Here is an 18,084-nt window from a genome sequence, read left to right as displayed (position 1 = left end):
CATGCACATTCTGTTCATCCTCAAGGATTTCACTTCGGGCGGCGGTGTCGAGCGCGTTCAGCAGCGCTTGTCCGAGCAGTTTCTCAAGGACGGCCAACATGTGAGCTTCTTCGTCATCAACGGCGACACGCCCGACACTGAAGGCGTGCGAAGTCTTAATGACGGCGATGGCAGCGGTCTTTGGGGGATGCTCAAATCGATCGTCCAGTTACGCCGGCTGATTCACCGCGAAGGCATCACCCATCTCATTTCCGCCAAGGAGCAGGCCAACCTGTGCACGTGGTTCGCCACCCTCGGCAGCTCCTGCAAGGTGATCTATAGCCGTCACGCATCATTCGATTGCTCGGAACAGAAAACCGGCCCCACCAGCCTGCGCCTGCTCTACGCGCTGTACCTGTGTGGCAGCGGCAAGGTGGTGGCGGTGTCCACCGCGCTGCGCCAATCCCTGGCCGAGATGATGCCGTGGGGGCGGCAGCGCATCCGCTATTGCCCCAACGCGGTCATCACCGACCAGCTCCTGCGCGCCGCCAAGGGTCCGTTGCCCACCGAAGTTCCGCGCAATTACTGGCTGGGCCTGGGCCGGTTGGTCGAACCCAAAGGCTTTAACCTCCTGCTCGACGCCTACGCCATGGCCCTGCAAAGCGAGGCAGTGCCGGACCTGGTGATTGCGGGTGACGGTCCGTTGCGCGAAGCGCTGATCATTCAGGCAAACCGCCTGGGCATCGCGCACCGGGTGCATTTCACCGGGTTCCTGAGCAACCCCTATCCCCTGCTCAAACAGGCTCGACTGTTCATTCTCAGCTCGCTGCACGAAGGCATGCCGACCGTGCTGATCGAAGCCCTGGCGCTGGGTACGCCGGTGCTGGCGTGCGACTGCGAGACCGGGCCTCGGGAACTGCTGGACCACGGCCGACTCGGCCAACTGGTCAACGTCAACGACGTACCGGCGTTGGCCGAAGGCATGCTGCAAAGCCTGTTTTTGCAGGGTCAGGTGGCGATCAACGGGGAAATGATCAGTGACGCGATCCGCCAGTACACCAGCCAGGACGCCGCGCAGGCGTATTACCAGGTATGGAACCAATGAAAAAGCTGCTGATTATCCTCCACGACCTCAGCGCAGGCGGGGCGGAAAAAATGATGACGCGCCTGGCCGGTGCGCTGGTGGACGCGGGCAACGACGTGACCCTGCTGATGCTCACTGGCGGCGGCCTCAACGTGGCAAACCTCGACCCCCGAGTAAAAAAGGTTGAACTGGGCAGCCCGCGCAGTTCAAGGGCGGTGCCGGCGCTGGCGCGCTTCCTTCGGCAAAACCGTTTCGACGCACAACTGGCAGCGCTGACTCACGTCAACGTGGTGGCCATCGTTGCCGCCGCGCTGTCGGGGACGCTGGCCCGGTTGCACGTCAGCGAGCGCAATGCGTTTTCTCACGACAAGCACGTCAACCCCGACCTCATGGTACGGATCGCCTACCGCGTAGCGCCGCTGCTGTATCGACTGATTCCCAACCCGGTGATTTGCGTGTCGCGAGGCGTCGCCCAGGACCTGATCGACACGACTATTGCGCGCCGACAGGACGTGACCATTGCCGACAACCCGGTGCTCGACAACGACTTTCGCGACAAACCGCCACGCCCGCCCAGCCACCGCTGGCTGCTGGAAGCGTCGAGCCCGGTCATTGTCGCCGTGGGCCGCCTGGCGCCGCAAAAAGGTTTCGACACCTTGATCACCGCGTTCGCCGCGCTGCCCAATCGCAGTGCGCGCCTGATCATTTTTGGCGAAGGCGTACTGCGCGATCGTTTGCTGGCGCAGGCACGCAAACTGGGTGTGGAGCATCGGGTCGACCTGCCGGGTTACACCCATGACCCGATGGCGGAAGTGGCCGCGGCCGATTGCTTCGTGTTGTCGTCGCGTTTCGAAGGCAGCCCCAACGCGCTGGTCGAAGCTTTGTCCACCGGCACGCGGGTGGTCTCGACCCGGTGCCCCCATGGCCCGCAAGACATCCTGATCAATGGCGTCGTCGCCCCCCTCGTGGCGGTCGACGACCCGATTGCCCTGTCGCAGGCGATTGCCCTGCAACTCACCACTCCACGCGATGTACACCGCCAGGCCCGCCTCGATGCGGCGGCCCGGTTCATGAACGCCAGCGCGGTGAAAACCTACCTCACCGCCCTGCTCGGGAGCCCCTCGCCATGAACAGACTGGAGATCCGCTATTCCACCCTGCGTGACGGTTTCACCTTGTTCGGCGTGCTGTTTTACATCCAGGTGATTTCCTTTGTCCTTGGTTTGGGCAGCGCCTCGAGTTTCGACGACATCGACAAAGACCTCGAAGGCAACGTGACCAACCAGGTCTGCGGTTTGATCACGCTGCTGGTGCCGTTGTTTTTCTTCATCCGCAACAAGGTGTTCCTCAGTAAAAGCTTTTACCGGGGCAACTTCTTTCTGCTGCTGTTCATGCTCTGCGTGATCGCCTCCATCGGCTGGTCCTTCGACCCGATGCTGAGCCTCAAGCGGTTTGTCGCGATGATCAGCGTGGTGTTTTTTGCAGGCTTCATTGCCTACAACTACAGCCTCGAAAAAATCACCTTCATGCTCGGCTGCGCCATTGGCGCGGCGGCGTTGATCGGCTTGATCCTGGCGCTGGTGATGCCCAGTGCCGCGTTCGTTTCCGGCGGCATTCGCGAAGGCGCGTTCAAGGGGATTTTCATGGAGAAGAATGCCGGCGCACGGATCAACGCCATCGCGATCCTGTTGCTGCTGCCGATGATTCGTCAGCGCAACCGCTGGGCACTGTTCTGTTCGTTCTTCTCGCTGATTGCGATCCTGCTCGCCCAATCTGCGACCGGTGTGGTGCTGGTCGTTGCCGGCACCATCAGCTACTGGTATTTCCTGACGCTGATCCGTCTGCGCATGAACCGATCGCAGCTGTTGTTCCTCGGCTGCACCCTCGTCTACCTGCTGGGCTGCCTGTTTCTCTACAGCAACTTTGCGGTGGTCCTGGAAATGGCCGGTCGCGACCCGTCACTCACCGACCGCACGATGATCTGGGAGCTGCTCGGGCCGTTTGTCGACGATCAGTACCTCAAGGGCTACGGCTTCGGCGCCTTCTGGTCGAGCCCTGATGCTGCCGCGTTCATCAAGCGTTGGGGGTACATCGGCAACGCCCACAGCGGCTACATGGAGACACTGCTCAATGGCGGCATCATCCAGCTGGCCGCGCTGGCTCTGCTGCTCGCTGAAGCGCTGCTTAAACAGTACCGGGCCGTGACGGCGAACCAGTCTGCGCAGTTTCGCGCCAGCGCCTTGGTGATCATCGGTCTGTTCATCGTCACCAACTACGTGGCGTACGTGATTCCCAACTACCGCTCCGCCGAGTTCCTGGTGTTCTGCACCCTGGCCCTGTCCTTCCGGCATCACCACGCGACCTGTCCCGAGTTGTCACCGTCACCCGTGCGTCAGCGTCCATCTGGCCAAGCATTCCCGCGCGATTCAGCCAACGCGTAAAAAAGGAGAATCACCCGTGTCAGACCAAACCCCGTCTTTACCGCATTCAGTGTGTGTCGTGATCCCGATGTACAACGGCGCCGACAGCATTGAGCAAACGCTGACGTCCCTGGCCGGGCAAACCCGACTGCCCGACCACGTCATCGTCGTCGACGACGGTTCCTCCGATGACGGGCCACAACGGGTCAAAGCCTTCGCGGCGCCGTTTCGCCTGACGCTGCTGCACCAGGCCAACGAAGGCCAGGCCAGCGCGCGCAACCACGGTCTGCGGCATTCTGAAGAGACGTTTGTCGCGTTTCTCGATGCCGATGATCAGTTCCGTCCGCAAAAGCTGGAGCTGCAACTGGCCCTGTATGACGAACTCAGTCGTCAAGGCCGGCCGGTGGGGCTGATCGACTGCTACACGCAGGTCAATTACAGCGACGGCAGGCGGCAACTGGACAATCTGCGCAAGAACGGCCGGCATTTCTACGATTTCATCCACGCCAACGTCCTCAATGGCGTATCCACCGCGCTGGTCAAGCGCGACGTGATCATGCAATACGGCGGCTTCGATGCCAGCCTGCGTTACTCCGAAGACCGCTTCATGTGGACCCGGATCGCCGAACACTGGGAGATCCACACGGTGCCGCAGGTGCTGCTGGAGCGCACGGTCAATGGCAACAACATGACCGCGCAACCGAAGAAGTACTACCCGAACAAAATCAGGTTCATCGAGGTGTACCTCGCCCGCTACGGCGCGCAGTTGACCAAGCAGCAACGGATCGATTTCGTGCTGGGCAACCACACTGACTTTCTCAATGCCTTTTCCCGCAAAGGCGAGTATGCCGACGTGATCGGCGTCTACCGGCGAATGCTGGACTATTCCTGGCAAACGCTGATCTTCGCCAGCGGCAAACCAACCTTGCGCTACCTCAATGCCTGCGCCCGCTCATGGCGCAAGGCAACGGCGTCAACCACCGCTCATTGAACCGGTATCCGCCATGGCCAATCATCGCCTGATGACATTGATCTGGATCTTCACCGAGAAATTCGGCCTGATCTTCCTGTCGATGATTACCTTTGTCGTGTATGCCCGGCTGCTGTCGCCCGCCGAGCTGGGTGTGGGCACGGTGATCATTGCCATCGTCGAGTTGATCGGCCTGGTGTATTCATCGGTACTGGAAGACCCGCTGGTGCGACTCGAACGGCTGGAGGACAACCACATCTCCACGGCCTTCTGGGCGGCGGTACTCGTCAGCCTGGTGTCCATCGTCATCATCTCGGGGGCGGCAGTTCTGTATACGCCCGACCCGGTGCTGCAATGGATGACGGCGGTGGCCTCGGTGAAAATCCTGTTCACCATGATGGCGCGAGTCTATGTGGCGCAAATGCGCCGTAGCGGCGACTTCAAGACGTTGGCGTCGCGCACACTGCTGGGCAAAGTGTGTGGTGGCGTCGGCGGCGTCGCTGTCGCGCTTTTGGGGTTGGGGGCCTGGGCGGTCATTGCCCAGGCACTGATCATGGAGTTCGTGTCCATCATCGTATTGATGCGCGCCGACCCGCGACGCATTGCCTTTCATATTGACGGCCCGTTCTTGCGCGAACTGTTGAAGGCCGGTGCACCGGTAGCCGTCAACGCACTGAGTTCGCAAACGCTGCAGCGCGGGGTCAATGTGGTGCTGGGCATGACGGCCGGCGCCAACGCGGTCGGCATGTTCAACATGGCAATGCGCATCATTGAGCTGCCACGCACGGCGATTTACAACGGCCTGCTGAGCTACGCGCTGCCGGTGTTCGCCCGGCGCAGCGCCGATCCATCACGGTTGCGCGCGATCATCGGTGATTCGACCGCCGTCAGCGGTTTCCTGCTGACGCCCTTGTTCATCGGCATCGCACTCACCGCGCACGACGTGATCCTGTTGATCTTCGGCGCCAAATGGACCGAGGCCATTCCCCTGTTGCAGGTGCTGGCGTGCACGGCAGCCATTGGCAATGTCGCCATGTACGCCACCACCGCGCTGGTCGCGGTCAATCGCAGTCACCTGACCATCAAGGCCGAAGTGGCAACCACCGTACTGGCACTGGCGCTGGTCTATGGCTTCGGCAGTCTCTATGGCGGCATGGCCGCCGCCCTGGCATTACTGGCCCGGATGGTGATCATCACGCCGTTGCAGATCCGTGGCTTGAACAGCGCCATCGGCTATGGCTGGCGGCTGTTTTTCGACACCAACTATCGCAGTGTGATTGCCTCGCTCGTCATGGCCGCGATCGTTCTCCTTGTTTCTTCTCGATCGGGTTTCGAAGGTTACTTGCACCTGATCTGCAGCATCGTGGCCGGCGCGCTGAGCTATGCCGTGGCGTATAGCCTCATGCACCCGCGCTGGCCGCAAGAATTCAAATCGGTATTCACCGCCCGCTGAATTCAGTCCCAAAACAGGAACACCTCACCATGCGCAAAACTACGCTGATCACCGGCGGAGCGGGCTACATCGGCTCGCATACCGCCCTGGCACTCATCAACGCCGGACACCGTGTGCTGATACTCGACAACCTGTGCAACAGCTGCCGAGAGTGCATCGCGCGCCTTGAGCTACTGACCCACACCCGAGTTGATTTCATCAATGGCGACATGGGCGACCCGATCTTGCTCGAGCAGATTTTCAGTCGTTACGACATCGACGCCGTGGTGCATTTTGCGAGTCTCAAATCCGTGGAAGAAAGCGTCCGAAAGCCACTGGACTATTACGCCAACAACGTCGCCGGGACGCTCAATCTGTGCCAGGCGATGCTGCGCCATGAAGTGTTCAACCTGGTGTTCAGCTCGTCGGCCACGGTGTATGGCGACCCCACGCAAATACCGATTGCCGAAGACCTCGGCACAGGCAAACCGGTCAATCCCTACGGCCGGACCAAGCTGATGATCGAAGAGCTGCTGACCGACCTGTGCCACTCCGATTCGCGCTGGAACATCGCCTTGCTACGCTACTTCAACCCGATTGGCGCGCACGAAAGCGGGATGCTCGGCGAAGATCCCAAGGGCCGACCCAACAACCTGTTGCCGTGCCTGACGCAGGTCGCGATTGGACGGATGCCCGAACTCACGGTGTACGGCAGCGACTATCCCACCGTGGACGGCACGTGCGTGCGCGACTACATCCATGTGGTCGACCTGGCCAATGGTCACCTCAAAGCGCTGCAGGTATTGCAAGACATGGGCGGCATTCACTGCTGGAACCTCGGCACCGGCATCGGCTACAGCGTGCTCCAGATCATCCACAGTTTCGAAGACGTGACCGGCATTGCCATTCCGTACCGCATCGCCCCGCGCCGCCCCGGAGATATCGCCCAATGCTGGGCCGACCCGAGCCGGGCTGGACGGGATCTGGGCTGGAGCGCGCAACGCAATCTGGATCAGATGATGGAGGATTCCTGGCGTTGGCAGTCGTGCAATCCGCAGGGCTATCAATCCTCATTCGACGTCCCGGCATTGACGGCGGTGAAGTAAGCCGTCGTTCCAACGGCAAGGAAAACACATGCTCAGAGACTGTCTGTGGGTACTGCTGTTGTCGGTTTCGCTGGCGTGCAGCGCCGCGCCAGCGCCCTCCCGTCCGCCCGCCGCCGGGCTGGTGCTGTGGCTGGACGCGGCCGATGCGTCGAGCATGAGTATCGATGCTCAGGACCGCCTCGAGCACTGGAACGACAAGTCCGGCAAATCCAACCACGCCACGGTCGACGATGCCATTGCGTCCTCGCGTCCGCAGCGCGTGGCCAACGCCCTGAACGGAAACGCGGTGGTGCGTTTCACTGGCGCTTCGGCGTTGCTGGGCAAAACCATCCGCGCCGACAAGGGCCCGGCAACCCTGCTGATCGTCTCCCGCCGGCAGCCCGAACAGACTCCGGCAGACCCGTGGCAGCGGCTGTTCAGCTCGCGCCCGAACAGCGTCGATAACGACAATGTGCTGCCGAACTTCGCCATCAGCCTGCGACAGGCAGACGCCTACGCGCCGACCTTTTCCGTCCTCGAACTTCAGGACGTGCCCATCGGCCCCTACGCGGTCGGGCGCAACGTAGTCGGTAACGCCGATAATTTCAAAGGCGATATCGCGGAAGTGCTGGTGTACGACCGCCCGTTCGCCTCCCTTGCGCAGCAACAGGAGGCGTATCAATACCTGGCGAACAAATGGTCGATTGCCGTTCCCAGGCAGGCTGATACCTGGACCCGGGTCGGACCGTTGGGCACGTTGCCAAAACCCCTCGACGCCAGCTTGCCCCTGTCCGATCAGGCCAATGCTGGCAACTGGATATTCGACGGCAACCTGTCCGATGACTTCAATGGCGACGTTCTCGACCCCGTGCGCTGGCACGTCAACAATGCCCAGGGGAATGAATCCCTGGGCCGCAAGCCGGCACTGTTCAAGCCGGCCAATGCGTTCGTGGCCAACGGCAACCTGAACATCGTCTTTCGCAAGGAAGCCTTGCCACAGAAGTACGTGGACCTGGGTTTCAAGGACTATTCCTCCGCCATGGTGCGCACGGTCGACCGCGGTTTTTACGGTTACTACGAGGCACGCGCCAAACCCATGGACTCGGCAGGTTCCAGCGCCTTCTGGCTGGCCTGGACCGGTATGGAAGACAACGCCACCGAAATCGACATCTTCGAAATCGGCGGCAAGACCAAAAACGCGGCCTTCGACCGGCTGTACAACATGAACGCCCACGTATGGGCCACCCCGCAAAGCACCGAGCATATCGCCAACGGCAGCAACTGGGTCAGCCCCTGGCGCCTGGCGAGTACGTTTCATGTCTACGGCTTCGACTGGCAGCCCGACAGCCTGCGCTGGTACGTCGATGGCGTGCTGGTCCGGGAATCGAAAAATGCCAATTTCTTCTTTCCGATGCAGATCGTCTTCGACAGTGAGGCCATGTGGCAATGGTTCGGCGTGGTCGACGATGCTGACTTGCCCTCTACCTTCAGGGTCGATTACGTCAAGGTGTGGCAACGCAGCCAGTAGCGTTTCTCAATCATGGATCAGCCCGTCAGGTGCCTCCGATTAGCCCTGAACTTTCGATCGAGCAGTCGAGTCGACAGAATTCCAGCCCGTCCGCACGCCCGATCATTCCCGCGCACGGCCGCACTGGGTCAGCGTTCAATCGACAGGGACGTCAGTCGTCAATCAGCGCCAATCCATCTGGAGTGTGTACGTGATCAAACGCCGGCTGAATGAACTGGATTTGCTGCGCTTCCTGGCAGCGCTCGCCGTGGTGTTTTTTCACTATGCTTTTCGCGGGTATGCAAAAGGCGACATGTCTGAAATGCCCTATCCGCTGTTGGCAGAGCCTGCCAAATACGGTTACTTGGGCGTCGAACTGTTTTTCATGATCAGCGGATTCGTCATTCTGATGACCGCGTCGGGCAATAATCTAAGAGCGTTTTTCATCTCCCGCGCCATTCGCCTCTACCCTGCTTTCTGGGTGTGCTGCACCCTGACTTTTCTAGTCACGCTGGCCATCGGACAGCCGCGCTACAGCGCTGATATTTATCAATACATTATTAACATGACGTTGCTGGGCGACTTTGTGGGCGTCGAGCCGATAGACGGCGTGTACTGGTCGCTGTTTGTAGAAATAAAGTTCTACCTGATGATCTCCATTCTCCTGGCCTTCAAGAAAATAGAAAGAATAGAAACCTTTCTTGTGTGCTGGCTACTGATCTCTGCCGGTGCCGAAGTCTTCGCCTTTGAAAAGTTGCGCTCGACATTAATTACCGACTACGCCGCCTATTTCATCGCGGGTGCGACGTTCTACATGATCTGGGCCAAGGGGTTCACCAAAAGACGCGTGCTGCTCCTGGCAGGCGCGTTGGCATTGGCCTGCTTCACCGCCGTCGTATGGGCCGAATTGCTCGAAACCAAATACCCAACCGACTTCGATCCGCTGATCGTCTGCAGCATGATCATCCTGTTTTTCATGACGTTCCTCCTGGTGGCAACCAACAAGACAGCAGCCGTAGGAGCCTTCAACTGGACGGCATTAGGTGCGCTGACTTACCCGCTATACCTGCTGCATCAAATGATCGGCTTCATGATCTTCAACATCGCCTATCCGGCGGTAAACCCGCACGTCCTGCTCTGGGGCACTATCGCGTTGATGATCGGTGCGTCTCATATCATCCACACAAAAATAGAAACCCCCATTGCCAGGCACTTTAAAAAAGCCCTGTCATTCTCCTTCAAGCGTGTCGAGGCGAATAAGCCAAGGTATCTGCGGCCGGTTGAGCGTCAAGCGGACGCAAAACCGACCGAGCCAATCCCTAAATCATCGGCGAAGCACTGACCACCCGCAGCGCCAATCCTTCGAACGCATCCAGCGTGATGGTGAATTCCCCTTCAGGCGTCAGGTCCCCTTCCACCCGCTCATTGATGATGTCGACCACCGGCCCCGGCGCAATGTTGGGCAGGTGCAGGGTTTCAGTGATCGGCGTGGAGCCGAAGTTCAGCGCAGTGATTTGCGTGCCTTTGCCGGCTGGTAATTCGTGGACCATGACCAGCAGCCCCGGATGCTCGACATCCGGAATCAGGATCTGCCGACTGGCGGCAATGTCGTAGGCGCGGCGTGCGGCGAGGATTCGCTTGAGTTGCGAGACGAACGAATCCGGATCCTTCAATTGGCTGGTCAGGCTGCCATACAACGTCTTCGGTCGCGGCATCTGCCCGGCCGAGAGTTCTGCTTCGGGGTTGAGGTCGACCAGATCATAAGCGCCGCGATGAATCCACCGGGTGTCGCCGTCGTGCATCAAATGCGCGACCTGTTCGGCCGGCAATGGCAGCGCACCGACCAGATCCCATCCAGACAACGCGAATACGCCGGGCTGCATCGCGTTGTACATCACCAACAGCAAATGCACCTGACGAATCTGCTGGATGTCCTCGGCGGTGATCGCGTCGAGATCACGAATCCCCAGCGCGGCCGTGATGATGCTGGCGGTGGTGCAGGACACACCGTTGGTGACGAACTTCAGATTGTACGGCGCGTGTTCCCCGGCCAGGCGTTCATACATCTGCTCGCGAATGTGCTCGCGCAGGATGTTGCCGGGGAAGGTCTGGCCCTGATAGAGGAAGTTATCGTGGGCATGCAGCGTCCAGAAATGCACCAGTTCCAGGGTCAGTTCGTCGTGGTTTTGCAACGCGTGGATCAACGAACCGGGGTCGATACCGAGGGTGTGCATCTGCCGCAGCATCAGGCGCAGGAACTCGGTATCGCCCATCAGCAGCGCATGCTGGTAGGCCGGTCGGGTGATGAAATCGTATGAAAGATCCGCGCCGCCGTGGGACATGGCGGCGATGTCGTCGACGGTCAGGTTGAGCTCCTGAAAACTGAAGCCGCCCGCCTTGCGGATCGCCCCGGCCAGCAACTGATTGCCGGTGATCGACAGCGGATGGCTTTCCGACCAGGCGGTGCCGTCGAGTTTGCGTTCGACGCCGAGAAAACCGTTGGCATCCAGACGCAGGATCTTGGCGCCCATCACGTCGATGGCGTGCAGCGCGTCGCCGATGATCATCTGCTGCGCGGCGAAGGTTGGGTCCAGCCAGTTCAGCGAGGGCTGCCCTTCCTTGAAGTAATGCAAATAGACCCAGCGGCGCGGCTTGCCGTCGACGCCCACCACAACCGGTGTCGCGCTCCAGTCAGTTTCCTTGACCCCGGGCTCGAAGAAAATTACTCGCTGCAACTGGCCGACGATGTAGTGCTTGTCGCGGAGCACATCGACCTGCAACGGGCTGAGGTTTTGCGCATCGCGGCCCTCAGCGATGTCGGGCAGCAGCGGCCAGTCTTCTTCGCGGATTTCCACCATGTGGTAGAGGCCGGGATAGTCCTCATACGCCATCTCGGCCAAACGGAAGTCTGCGCCTTTGCCGGTGTGCGACGGGATCACGTCATCGATGATCACCGCGTTGTGCGCGGCGGCCATGCGCACCAGCGCCTGCAACTGCGCCTCGGTGCCCAGTTGCGGGTCGATGTCGAAACTGATGCGGTCGAAATTGCCGTCAATCGTCGGCGTGCGTTCGGTGCCCGTCAGGCCGCCGGACATTTTCAGCGGGCCATTGTGAATGCCCTGAATGCCGATTCTCGACAGCGCATGCCACAAGGTTTCATCGCCCAGGGCTTCCAGCACGGTGCCGTTCTCCCGGGTGACGATGGACGCCGGGTACGCCGTGAACCACACCGACGCCAACGCCGACGCATCGCGCGGCCGGGTATGCGCATAGGGTTGTTGCCACAAGCGGCCCTGCCCGGAATAGAGCCTGGCCCGCTGCCGGGCGGCGTGCAGCATGGATTGTTCAACCAGCCAGATCACATGGTTCTTGTCCGCTGCGGTCATAAAAACAATCACCTGTCATTGAAGTCAGAGGCGCGAGGCCCGTGTTCATAGGGCGTCGCTCGTTTTTATATGAGGCCCTGTGGCGGGATTCGTTGCATTGACCGGCGAGCGCTTTCAAGTAGAAGGTATCGCCGCCGATACAATGAAAGCGTCATGGATACGGCGTACGGTGTCCGGCATCGAGCGTCTTATCGCTCTCACTTGCGAGCGTTCCTCGCCAAGGAAGCACAATGATCACTGTTTCAACTTCAACGAATGCGGCGATGTCAGCCTACGCGGCGGCCGTCGATTCGAAGTCTGCCACTGCCCGGCAGCCGGTCGCTCAAGACGACACGGCGCAGGCCAAGGCCTCAAACACCGATTCGGTGAGCCTCTCCAGCACCTCCACCGATTACAGCAGCTCGATCGTCGGCAATGCGCCGTACTTTCCGGTGCGCGCGGGGATGAATGCCGATGCGCTGGTATTGGGTGCGTCCAAGCCCGGTGCGGTCTCCAGCTCCAAGGACAAGACCTTCCCGGAAGTCGCCGCCGATGCGCGCAAGCGCATGGATGAAAAATACGCGCAGATGACCGCCAGCGGCAAGCCGTACGCCAAGACCGATGAAGACCGTAACGCGCTGTTCGGCGACCTTGATCGACGCTCGCTGAACGCCGTCGCCACCAATGAAGGCGGCAAGTTCACCGCGGATGAACAAGCCTCGGCCCAGGCCTTGATGCGCCAGCAGGGCCGTCTCGCCACCGGTTATTACAGCGGCCCGGCGGATCAGGAAAAAAACTGGAAAGACCCGTTCGCCAACGACCCGGTCGCCCGTGCCCATGCGGCCCTGGATTTTCTCGACAACATGAGCCCCGAGGAAAAGAACACGCCGCAATGGCTGACCCAGCACTTGTCGCTGGAAGCGGCGTTGAACCAGGGTGGTGGTTCGGATCCGACCGAGAAAAAGTCCGGGCATTTTCACAACCTGGCTGAAATTCTCGCGGGTGTGGTGACGGATGGGTCGGACCAGAAAAAAGCCGACGATGGCAAAACTGACGATCCGGCCGCCCTGATCCTGGCCAAGCTTCAAACACAGGTTTCCTGAGCCCCTCGCACCGCCGCAGTCCCTTGTGGGTGCGAGCTTGCTCGCTCCCACAAGGGACTGCGGCGGCTGCAATATTCAGGCAGCGGCGAGTTGGCGTTTGCGGGCAGGCAATGCAATAACCAGCGCCAGGACAATCAACCCCGCCGCCACCGCAAACGTCACCCGCATGCCATTACCGGCAAACACCGCCCCCATCGCCGAGGCCCCCGTGATCAACCCCAGATTGCGCGACAGACTGAGCAGCCCGGCAATCACCCCGCGCTGATCGGCGCTGACACCGGTCATGATCGAGGTGTTATTCGCCGCCTGAAACAGCGCATAACTGACCGTGATCACCGCGATGGGAACGACGTAGCCAGGCACACCAAAACCCACCGGCATAATCGCCAACACCCCGGCGCCCAACGCCATGGTGACCAGCCCGAACACCGTCATGCGCTGCGCCCCGAATCGATCCACCAGACGCCCCGCCGGCACCCCGCCCAGCGCCGCCACCAGCGGACCGACCGACAAGGTCAACCCGACCAGCGCGGCGTTCAGCCCCAGCGTACCCGAGAGATAAAACGGCCCCACCACCAGCGTCGACATCATCACCGTCGACACCAAGGCGCTCATGGCCAGGCTCGCACTCAGCCCACGTTCACGGAACATCGCCAGCTTGATGAGGGGCGACGTGGATCTCGCCTCGACCCACAGGAAAACCCCACCACCGATACCAGCAATCAGCAGCACCCACCCTTCACCCAACGTCATGGCCAGCGCATACGCACCGAGCGTCAGCGCCAACAGCAGCGTCCCGGGGAAGTCGAAAGCGCTACGCCGAGCTACCGGCCGATCCGCCGGCAAACAGCGGTAAGCGAGTACAACATTCAAAACACCCAACGGCACGTTGACCAGAAAAATCGTCTGCCAGCCGAACCCGGAAATCAGCACACCGCCCAACGAAGGACCCAGCGTGGTGCCCATCGCCGACATCGTCCCCAGCAAGCCCATGGCGTTGCCGGTTTGCGCTTTCGGCACCGTATCCGCGACAAACGCCACGGTCAGCGCCAACATGATCGCCGCGCCCAGACCTTGCACGGCACGGGCCGCCACCAGCCAGCCCAGCGAAGGCGCGAGCCCACAGGCCAGCGAAGCCAGGGTGAAAATGACGATCCCACCCAACAACAAGCGTTTGCGCCCGATCAAGTCACCGAGCCGCCCGACGCTGACAATCAACGTCGTGATCGCCAGCAGATACGCCAGGACAATCCATTGCACATCTTGAAATGCTGCATCAAAGGTCTGAGCCAACGTCGGCAATCCGGCATTGGCGATGCTGGTGTCGAGGGAAGGCATCAACATTGACAGCGAAAGGCTGGCAAGCGCCCAGCGGACCGGGGTGGATGGCGTGAGGGTTTTCATGGGCAGGCCCCTTCTGAAAGATTGGCTTTCAGCGTAAGCGCGCTGCTGGCATGGCGGAAGACGCAGCGTTTGCACTTGATACCTGCACACAACGCCATGCCACCGCCAAGTCGTGCTAACGTTCAGCCATGACCACGCCCGATCTGAACCTGCTGATTACCCTTGATGCCTTGCTCGCCGAAGGCAGTGTGGCGCGCGCCGCTCAACGCTTGCGCCTGAGCCCGTCGGCGATGAGCCGTGCGCTGGCGCGCTTGCGCGAAACCACCGGCGACCCGCTGCTGGTGCGCGCCGGCCGTGGGCTGGTGCCGACACCGCGAGCGCTGGAACTGCGCGAACAAGTCAGCCAATTGGTGCAGCACGCCGAAGCGGTACTGCGCCCCGCCGAGCAACTCGACCTCAAGCACCTGACCCGAACCTTCACCCTGCGCACCAGCGACGGCTTCGTCGAAAACTTCGGCCCGGCACTCATCGCCCGTCTCAGCGAGCAAGCGCCCGGCGTGCGTTTGCACTTCCTGCAGAAACTCAACAAGGACAGCGCGCTGCTGCGCGATGGAAGCGTCGATCTGGAAACCGGCGTGGTCGGCGACACCACCAGCCCCGAAGTGCGCACCCGTGCGTTGTTTCAGGACCGCTTTATCGGCGTGACGTGCGCCGGACATGGGTTGAGCGAAGGCGAGATCACCCCCGCCCGTTACGCCTCTGGCCGGCACATTCTGGTCTCGCGTCGTGGGCGGGACCGCGGGCCGATGGATGAGGCGTTGCAATCACTGGGGCTGGAGCGAGACATTGTCACCATCGTCGGCGGTTTTTCCGCGGCACTGGCACTGGCCCGCGCCTCGGACCTGATCGCGACCGTCCCCGAACGGCACACGCAAAACCTGCGCGCGGGGTTGCACAGTTTTTCCCTGCCGATCCCGACGCCGCCGATCACGATCTCCATGCTCTGGCACCCGCGCATGGATGCGGACTCGGCGCATCGGTGGTTGCGCGACTGCGTTCGTGAGGTGTGCGCGCAGGGGAACTGATTTTTGCCGCACCCGGGTCTAGACTTCAATCCTTGCCGATACGGTCTGCTGATGTGAGCAAAAGTCATGAGCGACAAAGACGATCTGCGCAAATACTCCTCCCAGGTCATCGACGGCGTCGAAGCCGCGCCCGCCCGCGCAATGCTGCGCGCCGTGGGTTTCACCGATGCCGACTTCAAGAAGCCACAGATCGGCATCGCGTCCACCTGGGCGATGGTCACGCCGTGCAACATGCACATCGACAAGCTCGCCCTTGAGGCCGAAAAAGGCGCCAACGCGGCGGGCGCCAAAGGCGTCATTTTCAACACCATCACCATTTCCGACGGCATCGCCAACGGCACCGAAGGCATGAAGTATTCGCTGGTGTCGCGGGAGGTGATCGCCGATTCGATTGAGGTGGTGGTCGGTTGCGAAGGCTTTGACGGGCTGGTGACCGTCGGCGGTTGTGACAAGAACATGCCGGGCTGCCTGATCGGCATGGCACGGCTCAATCGTCCGTCGATTTTCGTGTATGGCGGCACGATTCGTCCCGGCGCGGGCCATACCGACATCATTTCCGTGTTCGAGGCCGTGGGCCAGCATGCACGGGGGGATATCAGCGAGATCCAGGTCAAGCAGATTGAAGAAGTGGCGATTCCCGGCCCCGGTTCCTGCGGTGGGATGTACACGGCCAACACCATGGCCTCGGCCATTGAAGCGTTGGGCATGAGTTTGCCCGGTTCCAGTTCTCAGGACGCGGTCGGCACTGACAAGGCCTCAGACAGTTTTCGCGCCGGCCAGCAAGTGATGGAGCTGCTCAAGCTGGACCTCAAACCCCGCGACATCATGACCCGCCAGGCCTTTGAAAATGCGATCCGCGTGGTCATCGCCCTCGCCGGCTCGACCAATGCCGTGTTGCACCTGCTGGCCATGGCGAATGCCGTGGATGTTGACCTGACCCTGGACGACTTCGTCGAGCTGGGCAAAGTGTCGCCAGTGGTGGCCGATCTGCGCCCCAGCGGCAAATACATGATGAGTGAACTGGTGGCCATTGGCGGTATCCAGCCGCTGATGAAACGCATGCTCGCCGCCGGCATGCTGCACGGTGATGTGCTGACGGTGACTGGCAAGACCCTGGCGGACAACCTCAAAGACGTGCCCGACTATCCCGAAGGCCAGGACGTGATCCAGCCCTTCGACACGCCGATCAAGAAGGACTCGCACCTGGTGGTGCTGCACGGCAACCTCTCACCCACCGGCGCCGTGGCCAAGATCACCGGCAAGGAAGGTTTGCGCTTTGAAGGCACGGCGCGGGTTTATCACGGAGAGGAAGGCGCGCTGGCGGGGATTCTCAATGGCGAGGTCAAGGCGGGCGATGTGATCGTGATCCGCTACGAAGGGCCCAAGGGCGGTCCGGGTATGCGCGAGATGCTGTCGCCCACTTCGGCGGTGATGGGTAAAGGCTTGGGCAAGGAAGTCGCGTTGATTACAGATGGGCGTTTTTCGGGTGGCTCGCACGGTTTTGTCGTGGGGCATATCACGCCGGAGGCCTTTGAGGGTGGGCCGATTGCGTTAGTTGAGAATGGCGACAGGATCACCATTGACGCCGAAACCCGGCTGATTACGGTGGATGTTTCCGATGCCGTATTGGCCGAGCGTAAGACCCGTTGGGTGCGGCCCGAGTCCAAGTACAAGCGTGGGGTGTTGGCGAAGTATGCCAAAACCGTGTCGAGCGCTTCGGAAGGGGCTGTGACGGATAAGTATCTTTAGGGCTTTGGATTTGTTTTGTTTGGGCTATTGCCATCGCGAGCAGGCTCACTCCTACATTGGATCTCGGGCGTTTACAAAACCCATGTAGGAGTGAGCCTGCTCGCGATGGCGTCTATACAGACACCATCAATTAAAGCCTGAACCGATCCACCGACTGCGACAGTTTCCCCGCCAGACTCGACAACTCATCGGTCGTCGACGCCGTCTGCCCAATCACCTTGCTGTTGCCTTCCGACATCCCCGCAATCATGTCCACCTGATGCGCGATTTCGTTGCTGGCCAGGCTTTGCTCGCCGATGGTGCGGGTAATGTCGTTGACCAGTTGCGTGGTGCTCAGTGTCGCGTCGAGGATTTCACGAATCGCCCGTTCAACATCGGCGGTCACGGCCATGCCTTTGTCGACCTGCGCCACGCCCGCTTCCATGCTGGTTACCGCTTCGCGGGTGCTTTGCTGGATGCGCGCGACCATGCTGGCAATTTCCTGAGTGGAGGCGCTGGTGCGGCCGGCGAGGTTGCGCACCTCGTCGGCGACCACGGCAAAGCCACGGCCCTGCTCACCGGCACGGGCGGCTTCGATGGCGGCGTTCAACGCCAACAGATTGGTCTGGTCAGCGATGCCCTTGATCACCTGAATGATGTTGAAAATCCCTTCCGACTCCTTGTCCAGCGTACGAATCACCTGAGCCGACTGCTGCGCGGAACGGGCGATGCCGTCCATGTCTTCGACAACCTGATGGATCACCCGACCGCCATCCTTGGCCAGTGACTCGGCCTGGTTGGCCATGTCCAGCGCGCGTTCGGCGTGGCGGGTAATTTCCTCGATGCTGGCGGTCATTTCGCTGGCGGCGGCGGCCATGGTGCTGGCGGCGGCGCTTTGCTGCTGACTGCTGTCAGCGACCTGATGGCAACCGCTGCTGAGTTGATCACTCATGCCGCTGACGCCATGGGCATTGCTGCGTACC

Annotated in this window: 13 protein-coding genes and 1 pseudogene; 11 read left to right on the top strand and 3 right to left on the bottom strand. The window is 60.9% G+C overall.

Going from position 1 to position 18,084, the window contains the following annotated elements:
* The first annotated feature begins 1 nt into the window (after position 1).
* The 8 genes from AB4N43_RS28680 to AB4N43_RS28645 all read left to right on the top strand — a co-directional run bounded on the left by AB4N43_RS28680 (position 2) and on the right by AB4N43_RS28645 (position 9,818).
* Positions 2–1,084, top strand: coding sequence for a glycosyltransferase (locus AB4N43_RS28680; protein ID WP_027924670.1), 1,083 nt, complete (start codon positions 2–4; stop codon positions 1,082–1,084).
* Positions 1,081–2,193, top strand: a complete 1,113-nt coding sequence (locus tag AB4N43_RS28675; RefSeq protein WP_027924671.1) for a glycosyltransferase — start codon at positions 1,081–1,083, stop codon at positions 2,191–2,193. The genes AB4N43_RS28680 and AB4N43_RS28675 overlap by 4 nt, the downstream gene beginning before the upstream one ends.
* Entirely contained in the window at positions 2,190–3,503 is a 1,314-nt protein-coding gene (locus AB4N43_RS28670) for an O-antigen ligase family protein (RefSeq protein WP_460152480.1), read from the top strand. Before AB4N43_RS28675 ends, AB4N43_RS28670 begins: the two co-directional genes overlap by 4 nt.
* 16 nt (positions 3,504–3,519) lie before the next feature.
* Positions 3,520–4,473: a glycosyltransferase family 2 protein gene (locus AB4N43_RS28665; protein ID WP_027924673.1), complete on the top strand. Its 954-nt coding sequence runs from the start codon at positions 3,520–3,522 to the stop codon at positions 4,471–4,473.
* 13 nt (positions 4,474–4,486) lie between these two features.
* On the top strand, positions 4,487–5,905 hold the full coding sequence (locus tag AB4N43_RS28660; protein WP_460152478.1) for an oligosaccharide flippase family protein: 1,419 nt from the start codon (positions 4,487–4,489) through the stop codon (positions 5,903–5,905).
* A 29-nt stretch (positions 5,906–5,934) separates the two neighbouring features.
* Positions 5,935–6,990, top strand: a complete 1,056-nt coding sequence (gene galE / locus AB4N43_RS28655) for a UDP-glucose 4-epimerase GalE (RefSeq protein ID WP_027924675.1) — start codon at positions 5,935–5,937, stop codon at positions 6,988–6,990.
* A 28-nt stretch (positions 6,991–7,018) separates the two neighbouring features.
* Positions 7,019–8,497, top strand: coding sequence for a family 16 glycosylhydrolase (locus tag AB4N43_RS28650; RefSeq protein WP_027924676.1), 1,479 nt, complete (start codon positions 7,019–7,021; stop codon positions 8,495–8,497).
* Between the two features lie 190 nt (positions 8,498–8,687).
* A complete protein-coding gene (locus AB4N43_RS28645) occupies positions 8,688–9,818 on the top strand; it encodes an acyltransferase family protein (RefSeq protein WP_460152476.1) in 1,131 nt (376 codons plus the stop codon).
* On the opposite strand, the gene treS is transcribed toward AB4N43_RS28645, so the two are convergent.
* Entirely contained in the window at positions 9,796–11,862 is a 2,067-nt protein-coding gene (gene treS / locus AB4N43_RS28640; protein WP_059182715.1) for a maltose alpha-D-glucosyltransferase, read from the bottom strand. The two genes, AB4N43_RS28645 and treS, sit on opposite strands and share 23 nt — an antisense overlap.
* A 230-nt stretch (positions 11,863–12,092) precedes the next feature.
* On the opposite strand from treS, the gene AB4N43_RS28635 reads away from it, so the two are divergent.
* On the top strand, positions 12,093–12,944 hold the full coding sequence (locus tag AB4N43_RS28635; protein ID WP_027924678.1) for a hypothetical protein: 852 nt from the start codon (positions 12,093–12,095) through the stop codon (positions 12,942–12,944).
* Positions 12,945–13,019: 75 nt separating this feature from the next.
* Here the strand turns inward: AB4N43_RS28635 and AB4N43_RS28630 are convergent, their stop codons facing one another.
* Positions 13,020–14,348, bottom strand: coding sequence for an MFS transporter (locus tag AB4N43_RS28630; RefSeq protein WP_460152473.1), 1,329 nt, complete (start codon positions 14,346–14,348; stop codon positions 13,020–13,022).
* 128 nt (positions 14,349–14,476) lie between these two features.
* On the opposite strand from AB4N43_RS28630, the gene AB4N43_RS28625 reads away from it, so the two are divergent.
* Complete coding sequence (locus AB4N43_RS28625; RefSeq protein ID WP_194940279.1) at positions 14,477–15,373, top strand: LysR family transcriptional regulator; 897 nt, start codon at positions 14,477–14,479, stop codon at positions 15,371–15,373.
* 66 nt (positions 15,374–15,439) lie between these two features.
* Positions 15,440–17,122, top strand: coding sequence for a dihydroxy-acid dehydratase (gene ilvD, locus AB4N43_RS28620; RefSeq protein ID WP_460152471.1), 1,683 nt, complete (start codon positions 15,440–15,442; stop codon positions 17,120–17,122).
* A gap of 130 nt (positions 17,123–17,252) precedes the next feature.
* On the opposite strand, the pseudogene AB4N43_RS28615 reads toward ilvD, so the two are convergent.
* Positions 17,253–17,849 (bottom strand): annotated as a pseudogene (locus tag AB4N43_RS28615) (methyl-accepting chemotaxis protein); the annotation flags it as partial.
* Between the last annotated feature and the right edge of the window lie 235 nt (positions 17,850–18,084).

The organism is Pseudomonas sp. S2_B07 (assembly GCF_054668435.1).
This window is presented reverse-complemented; position numbering and strand designations above follow the sequence as displayed.

What these genes read in the sequence shown, in the direction of transcription:
- AB4N43_RS28680 (WP_027924670.1), top strand. Translation starts at nt 2, where the DNA reads ATGCACATTCTGTTCATCCTCAAGGATTTCACTTCGGGCGGCGGTGTC.
- AB4N43_RS28675 (WP_027924671.1), top strand. Translation starts at nt 1,081, where the DNA reads ATGAAAAAGCTGCTGATTATCCTCCACGACCTCAGCGCAGGCGGGGCG.
- AB4N43_RS28670 (WP_460152480.1), top strand. Translation starts at nt 2,190, where the DNA reads ATGAACAGACTGGAGATCCGCTATTCCACCCTGCGTGACGGTTTCACC.
- AB4N43_RS28660 (WP_460152478.1), top strand. Translation starts at nt 4,487, where the DNA reads ATGGCCAATCATCGCCTGATGACATTGATCTGGATCTTCACCGAGAAA.
- galE (WP_027924675.1), top strand. Translation starts at nt 5,935, where the DNA reads ATGCGCAAAACTACGCTGATCACCGGCGGAGCGGGCTACATCGGCTCG.
- AB4N43_RS28650 (WP_027924676.1), top strand. Translation starts at nt 7,019, where the DNA reads ATGCTCAGAGACTGTCTGTGGGTACTGCTGTTGTCGGTTTCGCTGGCG.
- treS (WP_059182715.1), bottom strand. Translation starts at nt 11,862, where the DNA reads ATGACCGCAGCGGACAAGAACCATGTGATCTGGCTGGTTGAACAATCC.
- AB4N43_RS28635 (WP_027924678.1), top strand. Translation starts at nt 12,093, where the DNA reads ATGATCACTGTTTCAACTTCAACGAATGCGGCGATGTCAGCCTACGCG.
- AB4N43_RS28630 (WP_460152473.1), bottom strand. Translation starts at nt 14,348, where the DNA reads ATGAAAACCCTCACGCCATCCACCCCGGTCCGCTGGGCGCTTGCCAGC.
- AB4N43_RS28625 (WP_194940279.1), top strand. Translation starts at nt 14,477, where the DNA reads ATGACCACGCCCGATCTGAACCTGCTGATTACCCTTGATGCCTTGCTC.
- ilvD (WP_460152471.1), top strand. Translation starts at nt 15,440, where the DNA reads ATGAGCGACAAAGACGATCTGCGCAAATACTCCTCCCAGGTCATCGAC.